The organism is Ruegeria sp. CJ9 (assembly GCF_056536625.1).
In genome coordinates, this window is the sequence record NZ_JBQFPY010000008.1 from 168,587 (window position 1) to 185,711 (window position 17,125).

The following is a 17,125-nucleotide window of genomic DNA, read 5'->3' on the forward strand; positions in this document are numbered from 1 at the left end:
ATTAGGGTGAGAAAAAGTTGACTATACGAGAGAAACATGATCGAAATCGGCGCTATCCCCGTATTTGTCGCTGTGGCTGAATGCGGCGGTTTTGCTGCAGCTGCGCGGCGATTGGGGATCACCAAGTCAGCCGTCAGCAAACGGATAGGTGCACTGGAAGCGCATCTTGGCACCCAACTGTTTCATCGCTCGACGCGCAGCATCTCGCTGACCGAAGCCGGTGAAATCTACCTGACGCATGCAATACAGGCGCTTGGATCGGCGCAGGAGGCGGAAGACGCGGTTGCGGCCGTTCAGGGTCACCCGGTCGGACACCTGAAGATCAGTGCGCCCATGTCCTTTGGACGGCTGCATATTGCACCGATGCTCACCGAGTTTCTGACCACTTATCCTGATATCACACTGGACCTGACTATGGATGACCGGGTCGTTGATCTGGTCGATGCGGGGTTGGACATGGCCGTTCGGGCCGGCACCCTGCCTGACTCTGCCATGATCGCGCGTCGGCTGGCGCCTATCCACAGTGTTCTTGTCGCCGCGCCGGATTATCTATTGCGGCGGGGTAATCCACAGCAACCTGAAGACTTACTGACGCACAACTGCCTTCACTATGCCTATTCACGCGATCCGATGGAGTGGGTGCTGCATGGACCACATGGTGAACTGCGGGTACGCACCAAAGGCACTCTGCGCATCAACAATAGCGAGACGCTTTGCGCTGCCTTGCTTGACGGACTTGGTATTGGGCGGTTGCCGACCTTTGTGGCGGGTGCTCATTTGGCCACCAGCGATCTGGTCCGGGTCTTGCCGGATTACGCATTTCCGGAACAGGCGCTTTATGCCGTATTCCCCGAGCGACGCCATATGCCAATGAAAGTTCGCGCCTTTGTGGACTTCCTCGCCGAACGGATCGGGAAGGACAGACCGTTCTGGGATGCCGAAGCGAGGCTTGATGCCTAAAGTTGCCGTCATTGATTATCGCGATCGTTACGCTCGGCGCAAAAAGCGACTTAGCACGCGCGGTAATTTACTTCTATTGCGGTCCAGGAGGCATCGGCCCGTGAGCCTGATCAAAAAGTGATAGGCGCGTGTTATTGGCCAACACTGATGAGGCCAGAGATCGCACGGGAAGGGTGGGATTGGCATCGTTGAGAGCAAAATACCGAGTGCTGCGGGACCCGCAAATGACGGTTTCCGTTTGAAGGTTGTCTGCCGACCCGGTTCTTGCTCATTCGATATTGGCCGCCCGACAAGCACAGGAAACGGATCGCTCAGCACGGATGTTTTTTCTTAACTGACTGGCATGCAGAAACTGAAAGGCATGACCATGGAACTGAAAGACAAAACGATCATCATCAGCGGGGCGAGCAGCGGAATCGGTGCAGCCGCAGCGCTTTTGTTTGCATCAGAAGGGGCAAACCTCGTTTTGGGCGCGCGTAGAGAGGCGCGGCTGAAGTCAATTGTTGAGCAGATAGAGCAAAGCAATGGGCGCGCCGTTTATCTGGCAGGTGATGTTCGCGATGAGGCATTTGCCAAGGGCCTGGTTGACTTGGCAGAACAACGGTTTGGTGGCCTCGATGGCGCATTCAACAATGCAGGCATTGTGGGTGATATGAGTCCAATTCCGGAAATGGAACTAAGCAACTGGCAGTCTGTCCTTGCAACCAACCTTACCAGTGCATTCCTTGCGGCCAATGCCCAGCTTCCCGCTTTGCAAAGACGTGGCCGTGGGTCAATCGTCTTTACGGGAACATTTGTTGGCTTCAGCAACGGCGGCATGCCGGGCATGGCGGCGTATGCTGCATCGAAAGCAGGACTGATAGGATTTACACAGTCGCTGGCATCGGATCATGCGGCGCAAGGCATTCGCGTCAATACAGTTCTGCCGGGCGGAACAAAGACTGACATGGCGGGTGACGACCCGGCGACGCACGACATAATCGCGGGTTTACATCCCGTTAAGCGCATGGCTGAACCGACCGAGATCGCTCAATCAGCCTTGTTCTTGTTGTCGGACCGAGCAAGCTTCGTGACTGGCTCTCCGTTAGCTGTTGATGGTGGTATGGCGACACGCCTGCTTTGAATACCTGCTGTTGGTCGCTTCATGGTCAACGGCAGCTGTGTCCACGTTTCCGGCGGGGCGGATCAAATGTCTGCCACCGCATGTTCACTCCGAACCCACATGTTCAATTAGCCAAATCGCAGCAAGAGATTGGCCTATTGCTTGGTGGTTGCAATCAGTCTGAGCAGGCGCTTTCATCGCTTTTGAGCGGCGACGGAACGCGACGCAAACTCCATGAGGCGCCTGAACTTTGGGCAATCCATATGGGTCTCTGCCGGACAATCCGCCACGTGACGCAACGCATCGCGTAGCCGGGTGAGACCACGGATTTGTTCATCAAGAGTATCTGCGCGCAGGTGCAATTCAGGGCGTGGCAATTGCGGAGTGCCATCATTGGCGAACATGTCCTTGATCTCAGCAAGTGAGAATCCCGCCATTTTTCCTAAAGAGATCAAAGCAAGCTGCGTCGCGACGCGTATCTCGAATTGCCGTCGAAGCCCATTCCTAGCGGCGGACTGGATCAGCCCGATCTCCTCATAATAGCGCAGTGTTGAGGGGGGGACGCCGCTCCTTTTGGACAGGACGCCAATATCAAGAAGTTTCATGGTTGACCTCAAGTCGACTTGAAGTAGCAGGATAGCTCCTCACTGGCACATGAGACAAGAGAGTTTACGATGACTGATACGGTGCAGGCGCAATCTTCTATTCCCATCCTGATCACTCTCGCTGCAACGACATTGCGCGACAACCATAATGTGCAGATAGCCTGAAATGAGGTTATTTACTTGGAATTGGCACTTGAAAAGAGCTTGTAGGAGCGATCAAGTGCCGAGAACAAAAGCGAATTCCGAGACTTCACCATGGCGTTCGCCAATGTTCTGATGAGATCAATCCGGCTCGGCCGCGCGCCTATAGACCTCTTTTCTAGTGTCGCCTACCCGGCACAACCAAACCCTCGCAGCATCACCTCAATGGAACGGCCTTACCGCGCTTCTTCGATCGCCGTACGCCGAAAAACTCACGGTTTGATCGCAACCATTCTAAAACGCCGAACAAACCTGTTTTCTATCAAAGGCGTATACGAGAAGCGTTGGGGCAGGGCACCTTTGATGCAAGAACTAAGATCCGAGCTCGAGCCGGAGCAGAACAATGAACTTGATCGGCTATTACTGCGGTTCCCGGCAAAGTGGTTTTGAAAACACAGGGCGGAAAACGGACTTTCGCAGCGAGTGCGAACCAATGAGGGTGCTTTAAAGAAAGCCGACATTCAAATGGTGAACATTTCGGAATCTATGCTGCACCATCGTAAGTCGGCACTTAACCCAAATGCGCACTAAAACTAGCGAATAACTGACTTGCTGGTTGTTTGCGGAAGAGATCATCAACACTAAACCTTTTAGGTTTGCAGCATGGAATTGGCTCTCGAAAACAAACGAAATGACTCTTTGATTGCTAGGCATTCGATTAGCTTGCAATGTTGCGTGGCAGCTCTTTAATCGGAAAAGGACCTCTCATGTCTCGACTTTCAAAACGCAGAGATTTTGCCATCGAAGTTTGTGAGGAGGCTGGGGCAATTGCCGAAGAGTATTTCGCGGATCGGGGTAATCTTGTCGTTGATCAAAAAGGCGCTCAGGACTGGGTTAGCGAGGCGGATAAGAATGTTGAAACCTTTATTCGTCAGAGGATTGCAGAGGTGTTGCCCAATGATGGAATTTTCGGTGAAGAGCACGGCGCTACTGTTGGTAAGAGCGGTTTTGACTGGGTGATTGACCCAATTGATGGGACAACGAATTTCGTCAACGGCATACCTGCATGGACTATTGTTCTGGCTGGCGTCACGGAAGGGCATACTGAGATCGGTGTGATACGTGATCCAAATGTGGATGAGACCTTTGTAGCGATTCGCGGAGAAGGTGCGACGCTTAACGGATCACCAATGCGCGTCGCGTCAGGGGTGGCGCTGCGGGACGGAACAGTCGCCGTGGGATATTCGAACCGGATTGAGACCCGGCATATTTTACCTATTGTCGAGAACCTAATCGAGTACGGGGCTATGTTTCACAGAAACGCCAGCGGAGCGCTATCATTGGCCTATGTCGCTGCTGGGCGACTCTTGGGATACATGGAAGAACACATGAATGCCTGGGATTGTCTGGCTGGGCAATTGCTGGTCTCGGAAGCCGGTGGCATTGTTGAGGATCAGAACGCCGATGTGATGATCCGCGAAGGTGGGCGCGTAATCGTGGGTACACCAGATGTGTTCGAGACCTTGGTTGAAATCGCAGAGAACGCTTGGAACGACTAGGGTCTATGCCAACGAAACCCAGCCCGAATAGGGTTTGAGTGTCAATAGATCTGCCTGCCAGAAATGGCCTTGTGAGGGCTGATCGTACTTGCGGTCTATCGAACAATCCGAGAGTGCGCACCACAGCAATGTGCCGACCGCGCCGTGTGTCACGATTGCAATATCTCCGGCGCCATGCATCCGGACAATCTCGGTGACTGTCCGATAAATACGAATCTGCGCCTCGACAGCTGTTTCCCAACCGCGATAGCGCGTTTCCGGTTGAGCAAAGAAAGCATTAGCTGCTGCCTCAAATTCGTCCCGAGGCAAATAACCGGTGCCGCTGCGGTCGTTCTCACCAAGACCCAAGTGGTAATTTACAGGTAGCGTTCGGGATGCGGCAAGAATCTCGCCTGTTTCGCGGGCCTTTCGCTCGCCACTGGTCCAAATTTGCGTGACTTTCGATAAGACTTCATTGGATGCAAATTCAGCAGCGCGTTTGCGGCCCGTCGCACTCAAGCACCACTCTGTTATCGGAATGACCGGATCGATAGAGACCTCGGGGTGTGTGATGATCGTAAGATTCGGCATTTAGTCAGGCAAAAGCACGGGCCCTTTGTCAGCAAAACCCATCATGATTTCAGTGCCGGGTTCTAGCGGTGCATCGACATCATCTTGAACGGCAAAAACCTGGCCGAATGCACCTTTCAATGTGTATTCCATCCGAACGCCAACATAGGTCGCCTTGGCCACTGAGGCTGGAATACCTTGATCTGAACCGATCACCAAACGTGAGGGTCGCACGGCGATGGTTGCCGGTCCTTCGGACAGACCGCGGCGTGGCAGCGTGTGGCGGTAGCCTTCGACTTCGATGGTTGCCATATCGCCATCAATACTTACGATTTGGCAGCTCAGAAGGTTTGCCTCACCTATGAAATCGGCGACAAACCGGTCATTCGGCGCATCGTAAAGCTGGCGCGGAGTGCCTATTTGAGCGATCGCTGCGTTACGCATAACAACTATCTCATCCGAGACTGCCAGTGCCTCTTCCTGATCATGGGTAACGTAAACAACTGTTAAGCCAAGGTCTTGCTGAATTGCCCGAATATCTTCACGAACTTGACGGCGAAGCTTGGCGTCGAGGTTGGATAGCGGCTCGTCGAACAACAGCACTTGCGGCTCAAGAACCAGTGCGCGCGCCACGGCGACACGCTGCTGCTGGCCGCCCGATAACTCTGAGGGAAGGCGGTTGTCGAACCCCTGAAGGCCAACCAGCTCCAAACCATACAAGGCGCGACTGCGGGCCTCGTCCTTCGCAAAGCCCGAGAATGTGAGGCCATACTTCACATTCTCCAATACGCTCATATGAGGGAACAACGCGTATGACTGAAACACCATAGATACATCACGGTCGGTGGCTGGCAGTTTGGTCACGTCCCGATCACCGATCAGGATCTTGCCCGAACTTGCCATCTCCAACCCTGCAATCATGCGCAGTGTCGTTGTTTTTCCGCAGCCTGACGGGCCAAGCAGCGTAACGAGTTTTCCTGCGTCTACGTGAAGGTTGATGTTATCGACGGCGACCACATCCTTGCCGAACACTTTCGACACGTTCTCAAACCGTACCGGGGCGGCCTTGGAACCGATTTTGGTGTCGGTCATGGCGATGTCTCCGTTCCGTGCTGGGTGCGTCGACCAATCTGAACCCGGCCAACGAGAAGTTGCAATAAGCCGACCGTCGCGAGCATCACGAAGATCAGCGTCGTCGAATAGGCGATAGCAAGGCCATAGTCGTTATTCTCGACCCGACCGATGATATAGCTGGTTGCCATGTCATACTCTGCGCTGACCAGAAAGATGACGGCTGAGATTGCCGTCATGGCACGAACAAAACTGTAGACAAGAGCAGCAAGTATCGCAGGGCGCAACAGCGGCAGGATGACATTCCGGAACGTCTGCCACGAGTTTGCGCCAAGGGTCAGCGAGGATTCATCAAGGCTGCGGTCAAGCTGTGACATGCTCGCAATGCCAGCGCGAACACCAACTGGCATATTGCGGAAGATGAAGCTGACAACGAGGATGACACCTGTGCCGGTGATTTCGATTGGCGGAACGTTGAAGGCAAGGATGTAGCTAACGCCAATTACCGTGCCGGGGATGGCGAAGGACAACATTGTTCCAAACTCAAAGGCGTTCTTGCCTGCAAAGCTTTGCCTGGTCAGCAGATAGGCAGTTACTAGCCCAACAGCGGCAGTCAATGGCGCTGCTATGGCCGCGATGGTTATTGTGGTCCAGAAACTGTCCCAAGCGGCTCCGGTCCAGCGTATACCCTCTTCTTCGAAGCGGACTGAGAATGCAGTGATGTAGTGCTTGATCGTCAGCGAATTATCGACTCCCCACAGCTCAACCACACTGCCGTAGATGATCATTGCATAGACAATAATTGTGAATAGTGCCCAGCCCAGGGCGATGAGCAGTACAGGCACCGAAAGGCCGGTTGGCATTAGAGGATGCACCCCCGCATCACCCTTGCCGGTGACGGTAGTGTAGCTCTTCTTTCCCAGCCAGACACGCTGCGCGTAAAAGGCGGAAAGGGTAAAGAACAGCAGCACCATTGCCAGAACCGCAGCACGGCCTTGATCGTATTGAGCGCCGACAATTGCGAAGAAAATCTCAGTCGACAGCACGTCGAAATTTCCACCCAATACAAGCGGGTTCCCAAAGTCGGCCATGCTTTCGATGAAGCCCAGAAGAAATGCATTTGCAAGACCGGGCCGCATCAGGGGCAAGGAAACCGTCTTGAACGTCTGCCATCTGCTGGCCCGGAGGGTCTGGGCCGCTTCCTCCATCGAAGGTGAAACACCTTCCACCACGCCTATTAGTACGAGAAATGCAATGGGAGTGAACGCGAGTGTCTGCGCGATCAGAATGCCTGGCATTCCGTAAAGCCAGCGTGTCGGTTGTGTGCCAAATAGCTCGGCAAAGAACCGGGTTACAGAACCGGACAAGCCAAAAAGTAGGATAAGCGCCAAGCCGATCACGAATGGCGGGGTGATTATTGGAAGAACAGTCAATGCTCGCAGCGCCCGCTTATAGCGAAAGCCTGAGCGCGTCACGACCAACGCGAAGCACAGACCCAGACCCGTGGTGATGACGCCTACAAGGATGGCTAGGAACAGTGAATTCCACGCAGCACCGCATCGCGCACCTTGTAAACACCCCAATCCCCACAACCGGTCGTCGAAGAACTTCGAGAAGAAAACCGCAATGGAATAAGCGCCGTCTTCGGTGATGAAAGCAGCAAAAAGCATCTTGGCGATGGGGAAAAAGACAAAAGCGGTAACGATGGTAATCACACCGCCAATAGCGCTTACGACGAAGACATCACCATTAATAGCACCCCTCGCCGCGATACCTTGAGTGAGCAGGAACAGAAAGCTTGATGCGCAGATCATCGCGCCATAGCCCATTCCGAACTGACGGTCGCCAAGCTCACCAAACAACGCATCCAACCAATCGAAGTTGAAGCCTCTGATACCGATGCTGAACCCCTGAGCGATCAGCCAGCTGAACCCCAGCGCGCCGGACAGTATCAGCATACGGGCGTAAAGCGGATCAGATTTGGTACGCTTCAACACCAAAAGCGGCAGGGCGAGGGCGATAAGGAGCGGAGCGAGCCACAGCTTCTCACCTTGTCCAATCAAAAACGCAGCGGGGGCATAATCCTCATCGAACGGGTAGCCGTCCACGAGCCACCCGAACGACCACAGGCCGCCGTCGACCATGTACCAGGGCAGCAGGCAGAATCCGACCCACCCGGCGATGATCCAGAAGATAAGGACCGGATGGGTCGTTTTTGATGTAGTGTCAGCCATTTACTGCGGCAGAACCGAAACCTCTTCATCCCATTTCTGCAACAGACGCTTCCGTTCGTCTGAGGAGCCATATTTTTTGAAGTCATAGTCGATCAGCTTGATCTGACTCATGTCAGGCGCGCTATCCGAAGTTTCCGCGCCCTTGTTCGATGGCACCTGAAACGCGTTAACTTGAAGAGCAAGGTTCTGAGCTTCGGGCGACAGGGCCCAGTCATAGAACTTCTTCGCTTCTTCTTCGTTACGAGCCCCGTCTATAATCGACATTGAGCCAATTTCGTAACCGGTGCCTTCGCATGGCGCGACGACTTTGATCGGGAACCCCGAAACGGCCTGCTTTACGGCGTCATGCATGAAGACGATACCAATCGTGTTCTCGCCACGACCGGCGGCCTTGATCGGCGCCGAGCCGGACTTGGTGTACTGGTTGATATTCGAGTGCAGGCCCTTCATGAACTCAAAGCCTTCATCCTCGCCGAAGATCTGCACCATTGAGGCCAGCGTCGTATAGGCCGTACCCGACGAGTTCGGGTTCGCCATCTGAACGTGTCCTTTGTATTCGGGCTTCAAAAGATCCTTCCAGCAGGCAGGTTCGGGCAGGTTGTTTGCAGCGACAAGGTCGGCATTGTAGCCATACCCAAGCGCGCCTGAATAGATGCCGATCGTCTTGTTGCCAGCACTTTCAGCCTGAGATATCGCCCAATCATGAAGCTGGTCGCGCATTGGGGACATGTATTCCATCGTCAGGCCTTCTTCAGCGGCCTGCAGATGCGGGTCGCCCGTACCACCCCACCAAACGTCACCTTTCGGGTTCGAGCTTTCGGCACGGATTTGCGCAAATGTCTCGCCCGAGGACTTTCGGGTCATGTTAACGTCGATGCCAGTTGCATCTTCGAAGCTACGTGCCATCAGTTGACACCAATCCTCTTGAGCTGAGCAATAGAAAGTCAGCTTATCGGCATGCGCTGCGGACAATGACGCGGTCAAGGCAATCAGTGATCCCACGGCAGTGGATGTCAATTTCTTCATTATTTTTCCTCCCTTAGGGTTTAATTCGTCCGGGTTTCCCGGATCTATTTTGCCCTTCCTCATGCAGCCTTACGAAATTTTTCTTAGAGTGTTGAGGCTTCCTAATTATCTGTCAAAACCTTTGGAAAATGCGTCCGGATACTTTTACAACCACCAACTTCACCAAGAGAAAACCGACGATGCGCCCGGCCTTTCTTTTTGAAATTGATCAGCCTGCGTATATTGCTCTGTCCCTTGAAATCTTTGATGTCATGTGAATTTTCACAACGGAATGAGGATTATGCAACAAAAAATATTGCAAAATGCCCGAAACCCCACAAAATTAAATTCTGAAAATATTCGAGTCGTTGAATGTCCAAAACCAAAACGCGCGGCAAGAAATCTGAAAAGAGTCCGGGTCGGGTAAAAAAATCCGACAGACGCCAGCAAATCCTGCTGGAATTGAAACTGCGCCCGCACGTTCGCATCAACGAGTTGGCACAGCGTTTCAACGTTTCGAATGAGACCGTGCGCCGGGATTTCGAAGCCCTGTCCAATGAAGGCCTGATCGCGCGTGCGCACGGTGGGGCATCAGCCCCAGTGCAAGGGCATTACCCAAGTCTGGAAGAACGGACCAGCGCGCAGATCGAGGAGCGCGAGCGTATAGGTATCAGCGCGGCGGGGCTTGTTCAGGACGGCGAAACAATCATGGTCGATTCCGGCTCGACGACTGTCGAGATGGCACGCGCGCTGGCATTTCTCGATATCCATTGCACGGTGATCACGAATTCAATCCCCGTAGCGATGACCCTTGGCCATGGTACTGCCCAGGTCTTGCTGTGCCCCGGAGAATACCTGGCAGCTGAATCTGCAACGATCGGAACCGAGACACTGGAATTCCTTTCTCGTTTCAACGTTGACAGGTGCATGATCGGTTCTTCGGGTTTCTCAGTAGAAGGCCCGTCAGAGACGGTAAGGGGCTTTGCGGCGATCAAGAGGATGATGCTGACGCGTGCTGCGAAACGCCACCTTCTTATCGATTCCGGGAAATTTGGCCGCAAGGGTCTGGCTCAGGTAGGCGATCTTGCCGAGTTGGATTCCATAGTCACCGACACAAAACCAACCGGGGAACTGCTCAATGTAATAGATGGTGCCGAGGTCGATATTCTCGTCGCCGGTTAAGAACGAAAAGGAATGACTAACAGCGGCTGATAAATGCTGCACATAACTGGGAGGAAAACATGAAGATTGACATCAAATTATTGGTTGGGGCTTCCGCAATTGCGCTATTGTCGCTGTCGGGGACAGCCTCGGCGCAGGATTGTCCACGCGGTGACCTAGACGAGCGTTTTTGTGACGCCGATGGGGATTTGATCGCGGATATTCCAACAGATGCCTCCGAGCAAATTGATCCAGACACCTTGATTTTTGCATATACACCAGTCGAAGACCCGGCCGTTTACAAAACCGCATGGTCAGACTTTCTTGAGCATTTGAAGGCGGAAACCGGCAAGGACGTCGTCTTTTTTCCGGTTCAGAACAACGCAGCTCAGATCGAAGCGATGCGTTCGGGGCGTTTGCATATTGCGGGCTTCAACACCGGTTCCAACCCACTGGCTGTAAACTGCGCCGGGTTCCGGCCATTCACGATCATGGCTTCGAAAGACGGTAATTTTGGCTATGAGATGGAGATTATTACCTTTCCTGGTTCGGGCATCGAAAAGGTTGAGGACATCAAAGGCAAGCAACTGGCCTTTACGTCCCCCACATCCAACTCAGGTTTCAAAGCGCCATCAGCAATTTTGAAGAGCGACTTTGATCTTCTGCCGGAACGCGATTTCGAACCTGTCTATTCGGGCAAGCATGACAACTCGATCTTGGGCGTGGCCAACAAGGATTACCTGGCGGCTTCGATTGCAAATTCGGTAAAATCACGGATGATCTTGCGTGATGTCATCAACGAAGACGACGTTGTTACGATTTATAAATCGCAGACTTTCCCGACCACAGGATTTGGCACCGTTTACAACCTGAAGCCCGAGCTGCAGGAGAAAATCCGCAATGCTTTCTTCAATTTTGACTGGGAGGGCACGACACTTGAAGCTGAATTCTCGAAGTCGAACGAAGGCCAGTTTCTTGAAATGACCTATCAGGAATTCTGGGATGTCATTCGTAAAATTGACGCAGCAAATGGCGTCTCCTACGCCTGCCAGTGACCCTTGGCCAATACTGCGGGCCCGAAAGGGCCCGTTATTCAACCTAATCTGGGGCATTTTATGCTGCGTCTTCAAAAGCTGACGAAAACATACAAGACCGGAGATCAGGCGCTAAAGGCCATCGATCTTGAGGTGCCCAAAGGACAGGTGCTTGCGTTGATCGGACCCTCGGGTGCAGGCAAGTCGACCATGATCCGCTGTATTAACCGCTTGGTCGAACCCACAAGCGGCGGCGTCCTTCTGGATGATGTGGACCTGACAAAACTCGGCTCGGGCGCTTTGCGGAAAGCGCGCCGCGAAATGGGTATGATCTTTCAGGAATATGCCCTGGTCGAACGCCTCACGGTGATGGAAAATGTTTTGTCCGGCAGGCTGGGATATGTGGGATTCTGGCGCAGTTTCCTACGGCGATATCCGCAGTCGGACGTTGACGAGGCTTTCCGCCTGCTTGATCGGGTGGGGTTGTTACACATGGCTGACAAACGCGCCGACGAGTTGTCAGGGGGGCAACGCCAAAGGGTTGGCATCTGCCGCGCCTTAATTCAAAACCCAAAATTGCTGCTGGTCGACGAGCCAACAGCATCGCTCGACCCGAAAACCAGCCGTCAGATCATGCGACTTATAACCGAGCTGTGTCAGGAGCGCGGATTGGCGGCGATTATCAATATCCATGACGTGGCACTTGCCCAGATGTTCGTTCCTCGCGTCGTGGGCCTCCGCTTTGGCGAAATCGTCTATGATGGTCTTCCAACAGGCCTTACCCCCGAAAAGCTGACCGAGATTTATGGGGAGGAAGACTGGGAAGCGACCATCGAAAAAGTGGACGAAGATGAAGATGTCGAGGCTGCAGAATGAGCCATCGAGAGTTAGACGACATGCTGGGAAAAGGCTGGCGTAAACCGGCCTTTGTAAAACACCCTTTGCTCCGCTGGGTATTGATCCTGGGCTTTTTCGCCTACCTGATCGCGGCCTTCATGACCATCGATGTTGATTGGGGCCGTGTCTATGAAGGGCTGGATCGGGGGTGGGCATTTGTACTTGCGTTTACCAGCCCGGACTTCGTTTCGCGGTGGTCAGACATTTGGAGCGGTCTTCTGGAGAGTATCATTATGACCGTGGCTGCGTCGGTCGTGGGTATCTTGATCTCGATCCCAATAGGGTTGGGCGCGGCACGAAATATCGCCCCTTTACCAGTCTACATGATTTGCCGGGGCATTGTTGCCATCAGTCGAGCCTTGCAAGAAATCATCGTGGCCATTTTGCTGGTGGCTATCTTCGGTTTTGGTCCGCTGGCCGGATTTCTGACCCTTTCCTTTGCGACCATCGGGTTTCTCTCAAAACTTCTGGCCGAAGACATCGAAGCGATGGACAAGGTTCAGGCCGAGGCGATCAAGGCTTCTGGAGCGCGTTGGCCGCAATGGATCAACTATGGCGTTCAGCCACAGGTTATGCCGCGACTTGTGGGCCTTTCCATGTACAGGATCGACATCAATTTCCGAGAAAGTGCAATTCTTGGTCTGGTCGGTGCCGGCGGGATTGGCGCGACGTTGAACACTGCGTTCGATCGATATGAGTACGACACAGCGGCGGCCATTCTCATCCTGATCATCGGGATCGTCATGGCACTTGAATACCTTTCGGGAATTATCCGCGCGAGGGTTCAGTAGTGCCTGTTCTTGAACAAAACGATACGCAGATCTGGCGCAGACGGACGACGGGTCAAAGTCTTGTTCGCTGGTTTGGCTGGCTTTTGGGTGTGGCTGTCTTTGTTTATTGCTGGCAGTTCATCTCGGAATCGACGACCTGGTTTTTCGTTTGGGATGCCCCCCGCATTGCCAACGATATCTGGACCCGCGCAACGCCTCCCAAATGGGACTACATCACACAGCTGGGCCGCCCGATTTGGGATACGCTGAACATCGCCACCCTAGGTACAATCATCGCCTTGTGCATGGCAGTGCCGGTTGCCTTCTTGGCCGCGCGCAACACCACACCGTCGACATTGTTCATTCGACCCATAGCGTTGTTGATCATTGTCTCGACCCGCTCTATCAACTCGCTGATCTGGGCGCTTCTATTGATCGCAATTATTGGCCCAGGCGTCTTTGCAGGTGTTGTTGCAATTGCCATCCGTTCAATCGGGTTCTGCGCAAAGCTTCTGTATGAAGCCATAGAGGAAATAGATCACACTCAGGTCGAAGCGATCACGGCGACCGGTGCGTCGCGCTGGCAGGTCATGGCTTACGGGATTGTTCCACAGATCCTGCCCGCTTTTGCAGGCATTGCCGTTTTTCGTTGGGACATAAATATCCGCGAGTCCACGGTTCTGGGTCTGGTTGGCGCCGGAGGTATTGGATTGCAATTGTCAGCTTCGCTCAACGTTCTGGCTTGGCCACAGGTCAGCCTGATCCTGATTGTGATTCTCGTCGCGGTTTTGATCAGCGAATGGGTCTCGGCAAAAGTTCGAGGGGCGATCATTTGACCGGGTTCTCTGCGCAGGAGGCTTTTGATGCCTATGAAGCTGTACGACATCGCCTTCCGGAAGCCAGACCTACTGAAGTGACATATCGTCAGGTTGAAACGCTTGATGACATAGCTCATGAGTTCGATGTATTCCTCCTCGACGCCTTCGGGGTTCTTAATATAGGCGACACGGCAATCCCGGATACACCGGATCGGGTCAGGTCACTGAAAGCCGCCGGCAAACGTGTTTTGGTCGTTTCAAATGCTGCTGGGTTTCCTCACACAACTCTGTTGGAAAAATATTCTAGGCTTGGTTATGACTTCGCGCCCCGAGACGTGATCACCAGCCGGGCCACGTTGCTATCAGAAATAAGCGGTCAAAGTGGGTTGCATTGGGGCTTGATGGCGACCCCCAGCGCCGGTCTTCGCGATTTGGAAGGGCTGAAACTATCCTACCTCGAGGATGACCCGAAGCCCTACGAAACCGTTGACGGGTTTCTAATGATAGGATCAGCGGTTTGGACTGAATCGCGTCAAGCTATGCTAGAGACTGCCTTGCTTGAACGGCGTCGCCCGGTAATGGTCGGCAACCCTGATATCGTCGCGCCCCGCGAGTACGGGTTTTCAAAAGAGCCCGGTCTTTTCGCGCACAGGCTGGCAGACCGGACAGGTGTTGTTCCTCAGTTCTTTGGAAAGCCTTTCGCCAACATCTATGACCTTGCTTTCCAACGTCTCGGGCACATCGACAGGTCCCGGGTTCTGATGGTTGGCGACAGCCTGCACACCGACATTCTGGGCGCATCCAGCGCTGGCATAGATTCGGCACTCATTTCCGGATATGGATTCTTCGCAGGGCATGATGTTGAAGCAGCGATCAAGAAGGCGGGGATAGTGCCAAACTTTGTAGTAGGCCGGCCTTGAGTTTAGAGCATTCGTTTTCGATAAGTATCCCGTTCAAATCGAATGTCCTGCAAGCCCGCATTTCGAACATGCTGACCATGGAAATACTGCGCTGTGCACCAACGGCAGCTTTGCCCCCTCGCGGCAAAGCGACCCCCGGTCTAAAGTCTGGATTGGGCTGGATGCGACGTGTCGGGCTCAGCCGTTGAACCAAATCGGAGCATCGCCTTCAGACCAAGTTGTGTACTTTCGCATCACCAGCAAAAATACTTCACTGTCCAGGAATTGATCTAGCCACGCCACTAAATTCGGCCACTCCTGTGCGTCAAACCACGCCCGGTCTATGTGCGCAAACTGGCGAACAAATGGTAGAAGCGCCAAATCGGCGAGAGTGGGGCGATCTCCAAAAAGCCAGGACCTCCCGACTAACCGCTCGTCGAGGTTGAGCAAGTAGCTCGCCGCTTTCCTGCGCTCCTTTTGGACGTCTAAATCCGGATACCGCACGACGTATTTTGTGTGATCTAATGCATCCTTGAATGGACCATCATTTGCCGCGATTAGGCCCCAACCTTCTTGAGGCATATCCAAAAGTCGCTGCGGATCATTTTGTTGAAGCGCCCAAATCATGATTTCCAGGCTTTCATCTATTACTTTGTCTGGAAGTCGAAGCGCGGGCACTGTTCCGGACGGGGATGTTTGTAAGAAAGCCTCTGGTTTGTCCTGCAAAAGAATCTCGCGCAGCTCGACTGTGACTCGTGAACTCGCCAATGCGAGACGGGCCCTTATGGCGTATGGGCAGCGACGGAACGACCATAAGATAGGGTATTGAGCCATACGAAGATATATCTCCAATCTACCAGCGTGGTTGAACCTCCCGTCGTTTCCCAACTGTTACTTCTGCTTGAACGCTGTCTGATACTATCGGATGGGCCATTGCTTCACAAACATCGGCCTCAGTAGCCGTCTGGTTTGGAGATTCGGAACGAGAATATGCGGAATTGAGTACAAGTGACTTGTCTTGTGAAGTTGCAACGCGAAAGTCCCCGAGATCTTAGAAATTGGCCCTGGGCCGGTCGCGGTGGTTATGGATTGATCGAAGAATTAGTCTGTCATAGCTTGCAGCATATGCCCAAGTTTCTCCATCTTGTCGTCTTAGAGCGCCACAGCGCTCATCGCCGAAAACGTTTTGCCGGATAGCTGGTCTTCCATTTGTGACCTAGCCAGTAAAACAATTTTGGAGACCTCAGATGACTGAATTCACTGAAATCCCGGTGCTTGATCTTGCACCGCTGATCAATGGAGAGGATACGTCCAACCTCGCCTTGGAATTCGCCGAAGCCTATGGAAAAACCGGATTTGGCTATGTTGTTAATCACGGCGTTGATCCTGACTTGCGCGCTGCCGTGTTTGCCGCCTCGACGGAATTTCATGCACTGCCGGAGATCGAAAAACAGGCAATTGCATTAAATAAATGTCATCGTGGCTACATCGCGATCAACACCTCCACGGACGTGAACTCTGACCTGGCCAAGGTGACTAAACCCAATCAGTCCGCATCGTTCATGATGATGCGCGAGGATGCCGAGGTCGACCCTGCCGTCTATCTGTCCGGACCAAATCAATGGCCCGCCCTGGAAGGTTTCCGAGAGGCCTGCGAGGCTTATGCCGACGCGATGACAAAACTGGGTTACAAACTCATGGGTCTTGCCCTTGACGCTGTTGGCGCCGCGGATCGTTCGATCCTCAGTGCATTCCAGACGCCAACGATTTGGCTGCGCCTACTCCACTATCCACCACAACCGCCACAGGCTTTGGGTGATCTTTACGGATCTGCACCCCACAAGGACTTTGGATGTCTTACATTGCTTGCACAGGACAATGTTGGTGGTTTGCAAGTCCAGACGCCTGAGGGTCATTGGGTGGATGCACCGCCTATCGACAATGCCTTCGTGGTTAATGTAGGCGATATGCTGCACAGACTCTCTAACGGAAAGTTGTTGTCCACCCCGCACCGGGTTATCAATGCGACCGGACAACAGCGCTATTCCGTACCGTTCTTCTTCGACCCACATGTCTCCGCTGAAATCGCGCCGCTCCCTGGGACAGGGACTGCGAGATTCGATCCCCTGAAGTTTGGACAGTTTTTGAGAGGAGAACTGGAAGCAAGCTACGACGCACATCAGGTTGGCCATTCGGATACCTAAAAGCACGCTGCGTTGGCAGTGACATTTCACTGACCGATATGAAACGAACGTCCGCATTGCAGTTGCTGCGACGCAGCTGTGCGGCTTCAGATCAAAATCCTCAATGGGCCGTTTCG

General features: G+C 53.4%; 17 protein-coding genes. 11 read left to right on the forward strand and 6 right to left on the reverse strand.

What is annotated here, in order from left to right; all coding sequences use genetic code 11:
- Nucleotides 1–36 precede the first annotated feature (36 nt).
- Together ACR0AJ_RS16710 and ACR0AJ_RS16715 are read left to right on the forward strand one after the other, a co-directional pair.
- On the forward strand, nt 37–960 hold the full coding sequence (locus tag ACR0AJ_RS16710) for a LysR family transcriptional regulator (RefSeq protein WP_170351273.1): 924 nt from the start codon (nt 37–39) through the stop codon (nt 958–960).
- A gap of 367 nt (nt 961–1,327) precedes the next feature.
- Nucleotides 1,328–2,083 carry an SDR family oxidoreductase gene (locus ACR0AJ_RS16715; RefSeq protein WP_170351281.1) on the forward strand — a complete coding sequence of 252 codons (756 nt, stop codon included), beginning with the start codon at nt 1,328–1,330 and terminating at the stop codon, nt 2,081–2,083.
- Between the two features lie 173 nt (nt 2,084–2,256).
- Here the strand turns inward: ACR0AJ_RS16715 and ACR0AJ_RS16720 are convergent, their stop codons facing one another.
- On the reverse strand, nt 2,257–2,667 hold the full coding sequence (locus ACR0AJ_RS16720) for a helix-turn-helix domain-containing protein (RefSeq protein WP_480741398.1): 411 nt from the start codon (nt 2,665–2,667) through the stop codon (nt 2,257–2,259).
- 255 nt (nt 2,668–2,922) lie between these two features.
- Here ACR0AJ_RS16720 and ACR0AJ_RS16725 point away from each other — a divergent pair, with 255 nt between their 5' ends.
- Together ACR0AJ_RS16725 and ACR0AJ_RS16730 are read left to right on the forward strand one after the other, a co-directional pair.
- Entirely contained in the window at nt 2,923–3,258 is a 336-nt protein-coding gene (locus ACR0AJ_RS16725; protein WP_480567616.1) for a hypothetical protein, read from the forward strand.
- Nucleotides 3,259–3,575: 317 nt separating this feature from the next.
- Nucleotides 3,576–4,367 (forward strand): inositol monophosphatase family protein, encoded by a 792-nt coding sequence (locus tag ACR0AJ_RS16730; RefSeq protein ID WP_170352087.1) that lies wholly within the window; start codon nt 3,576–3,578, stop codon nt 4,365–4,367.
- Nucleotides 4,368–4,370: 3 nt separating this feature from the next.
- Here ACR0AJ_RS16730 and ACR0AJ_RS16735 read toward each other — a convergent pair whose 3' ends face one another.
- The 4 genes from ACR0AJ_RS16735 to ACR0AJ_RS16750 are packed head-to-tail and all read right to left on the reverse strand — an operon-like array spanning nt 4,371 to nt 9,247.
- On the reverse strand, nt 4,371–4,937 hold the full coding sequence (locus tag ACR0AJ_RS16735) for a histidine phosphatase family protein (protein WP_480664483.1): 567 nt from the start codon (nt 4,935–4,937) through the stop codon (nt 4,371–4,373).
- Nucleotides 4,938–6,008: an ABC transporter ATP-binding protein gene (locus ACR0AJ_RS16740; RefSeq protein ID WP_170362835.1), complete on the reverse strand. Its 1,071-nt coding sequence runs from the start codon at nt 6,006–6,008 to the stop codon at nt 4,938–4,940. It lies immediately after the preceding gene.
- Entirely contained in the window at nt 6,005–8,221 is a 2,217-nt protein-coding gene (locus ACR0AJ_RS16745) for an ABC transporter permease (protein ID WP_480648290.1), read from the reverse strand. Before ACR0AJ_RS16745 ends, ACR0AJ_RS16740 begins: the two co-directional genes overlap by 4 nt.
- Entirely contained in the window at nt 8,222–9,247 is a 1,026-nt protein-coding gene (locus ACR0AJ_RS16750; protein ID WP_170352083.1) for an ABC transporter substrate-binding protein, read from the reverse strand.
- A gap of 351 nt (nt 9,248–9,598) precedes the next feature.
- On the opposite strand from ACR0AJ_RS16750, the gene ACR0AJ_RS16755 reads away from it, so the two are divergent.
- Genes ACR0AJ_RS16755 through ACR0AJ_RS16780 form a run of 6 tightly spaced genes read left to right on the forward strand, consistent with a single transcriptional unit; the run spans nt 9,599 to nt 14,826 of the window.
- Entirely contained in the window at nt 9,599–10,408 is an 810-nt protein-coding gene (locus tag ACR0AJ_RS16755) for a DeoR/GlpR family DNA-binding transcription regulator (RefSeq protein WP_480648289.1), read from the forward strand.
- 59 nt (nt 10,409–10,467) lie between these two features.
- Nucleotides 10,468–11,442, forward strand: a complete 975-nt coding sequence (gene phnD, locus ACR0AJ_RS16760) for a phosphate/phosphite/phosphonate ABC transporter substrate-binding protein (protein WP_170352081.1) — start codon at nt 10,468–10,470, stop codon at nt 11,440–11,442.
- Nucleotides 11,443–11,502: 60 nt separating this feature from the next.
- Nucleotides 11,503–12,297 carry a phosphonate ABC transporter ATP-binding protein gene (gene phnC / locus ACR0AJ_RS16765; protein WP_170352080.1) on the forward strand — a complete coding sequence of 265 codons (795 nt, stop codon included), beginning with the start codon at nt 11,503–11,505 and terminating at the stop codon, nt 12,295–12,297.
- Nucleotides 12,294–13,109, forward strand: a complete 816-nt coding sequence (gene phnE / locus ACR0AJ_RS16770) for a phosphonate ABC transporter, permease protein PhnE (protein WP_170352079.1) — start codon at nt 12,294–12,296, stop codon at nt 13,107–13,109. The genes phnC and phnE (ACR0AJ_RS16770) overlap by 4 nt, the downstream gene beginning before the upstream one ends.
- Nucleotides 13,109–13,924, forward strand: coding sequence for a phosphonate ABC transporter, permease protein PhnE (gene phnE / locus ACR0AJ_RS16775; protein WP_480741401.1), 816 nt, complete (start codon nt 13,109–13,111; stop codon nt 13,922–13,924). The genes phnE (ACR0AJ_RS16770) and phnE (ACR0AJ_RS16775) overlap by 1 nt, the downstream gene beginning before the upstream one ends.
- Nucleotides 13,831–14,826 carry an HAD-IIA family hydrolase gene (locus tag ACR0AJ_RS16780; RefSeq protein WP_480741402.1) on the forward strand — a complete coding sequence of 332 codons (996 nt, stop codon included), beginning with the start codon at nt 13,831–13,833 and terminating at the stop codon, nt 14,824–14,826. Before phnE (ACR0AJ_RS16775) ends, ACR0AJ_RS16780 begins: the two co-directional genes overlap by 94 nt.
- Before the next feature lie 177 nt (nt 14,827–15,003).
- Here ACR0AJ_RS16780 and ACR0AJ_RS16785 read toward each other — a convergent pair whose 3' ends face one another.
- Nucleotides 15,004–15,639, reverse strand: a complete 636-nt coding sequence (locus ACR0AJ_RS16785) for a glutathione S-transferase (protein ID WP_480648285.1) — start codon at nt 15,637–15,639, stop codon at nt 15,004–15,006.
- 413 nt (nt 15,640–16,052) lie between these two features.
- Here ACR0AJ_RS16785 and ACR0AJ_RS16790 point away from each other — a divergent pair, with 413 nt between their 5' ends.
- The gene (locus ACR0AJ_RS16790) at nt 16,053–17,009 is read left to right on the forward strand and encodes an isopenicillin N synthase family dioxygenase (RefSeq protein ID WP_170352075.1); all 957 of its coding nucleotides are present in this window, start codon (nt 16,053–16,055) and stop codon (nt 17,007–17,009) included.
- The last annotated feature ends 116 nt before the right edge of the window (nt 17,010–17,125 follow it).

Bases quoted from the DNA above. Each gene is read 5' to 3' on its own strand.
- ACR0AJ_RS16755 (WP_480648289.1), top strand. From the start codon at position 9,599: ATGTCCAAAACCAAAACGCGCGGCAAGAAATCTGAAAAGAGTCCGGGT.
- ACR0AJ_RS16790 (WP_170352075.1), top strand. From the start codon at position 16,053: ATGACTGAATTCACTGAAATCCCGGTGCTTGATCTTGCACCGCTGATC.
- ACR0AJ_RS16785 (WP_480648285.1), bottom strand. From the start codon at position 15,639: ATGGCTCAATACCCTATCTTATGGTCGTTCCGTCGCTGCCCATACGCC.
- phnC (WP_170352080.1), top strand. From the start codon at position 11,503: ATGCTGCGTCTTCAAAAGCTGACGAAAACATACAAGACCGGAGATCAG.
- ACR0AJ_RS16710 (WP_170351273.1), top strand. From the start codon at position 37: ATGATCGAAATCGGCGCTATCCCCGTATTTGTCGCTGTGGCTGAATGC.
- ACR0AJ_RS16740 (WP_170362835.1), bottom strand. From the start codon at position 6,008: ATGACCGACACCAAAATCGGTTCCAAGGCCGCCCCGGTACGGTTTGAG.
- ACR0AJ_RS16725 (WP_480567616.1), top strand. From the start codon at position 2,923: ATGGCGTTCGCCAATGTTCTGATGAGATCAATCCGGCTCGGCCGCGCG.
- ACR0AJ_RS16735 (WP_480664483.1), bottom strand. From the start codon at position 4,937: ATGCCGAATCTTACGATCATCACACACCCCGAGGTCTCTATCGATCCG.
- ACR0AJ_RS16720 (WP_480741398.1), bottom strand. From the start codon at position 2,667: ATGAAACTTCTTGATATTGGCGTCCTGTCCAAAAGGAGCGGCGTCCCC.
- ACR0AJ_RS16745 (WP_480648290.1), bottom strand. From the start codon at position 8,221: ATGGCTGACACTACATCAAAAACGACCCATCCGGTCCTTATCTTCTGG.
- ACR0AJ_RS16730 (WP_170352087.1), top strand. From the start codon at position 3,576: ATGTCTCGACTTTCAAAACGCAGAGATTTTGCCATCGAAGTTTGTGAG.
- phnE (WP_170352079.1), top strand. From the start codon at position 12,294: ATGAGCCATCGAGAGTTAGACGACATGCTGGGAAAAGGCTGGCGTAAA.
- phnD (WP_170352081.1), top strand. From the start codon at position 10,468: ATGAAGATTGACATCAAATTATTGGTTGGGGCTTCCGCAATTGCGCTA.
- ACR0AJ_RS16715 (WP_170351281.1), top strand. From the start codon at position 1,328: ATGGAACTGAAAGACAAAACGATCATCATCAGCGGGGCGAGCAGCGGA.
- ACR0AJ_RS16750 (WP_170352083.1), bottom strand. From the start codon at position 9,247: ATGAAGAAATTGACATCCACTGCCGTGGGATCACTGATTGCCTTGACC.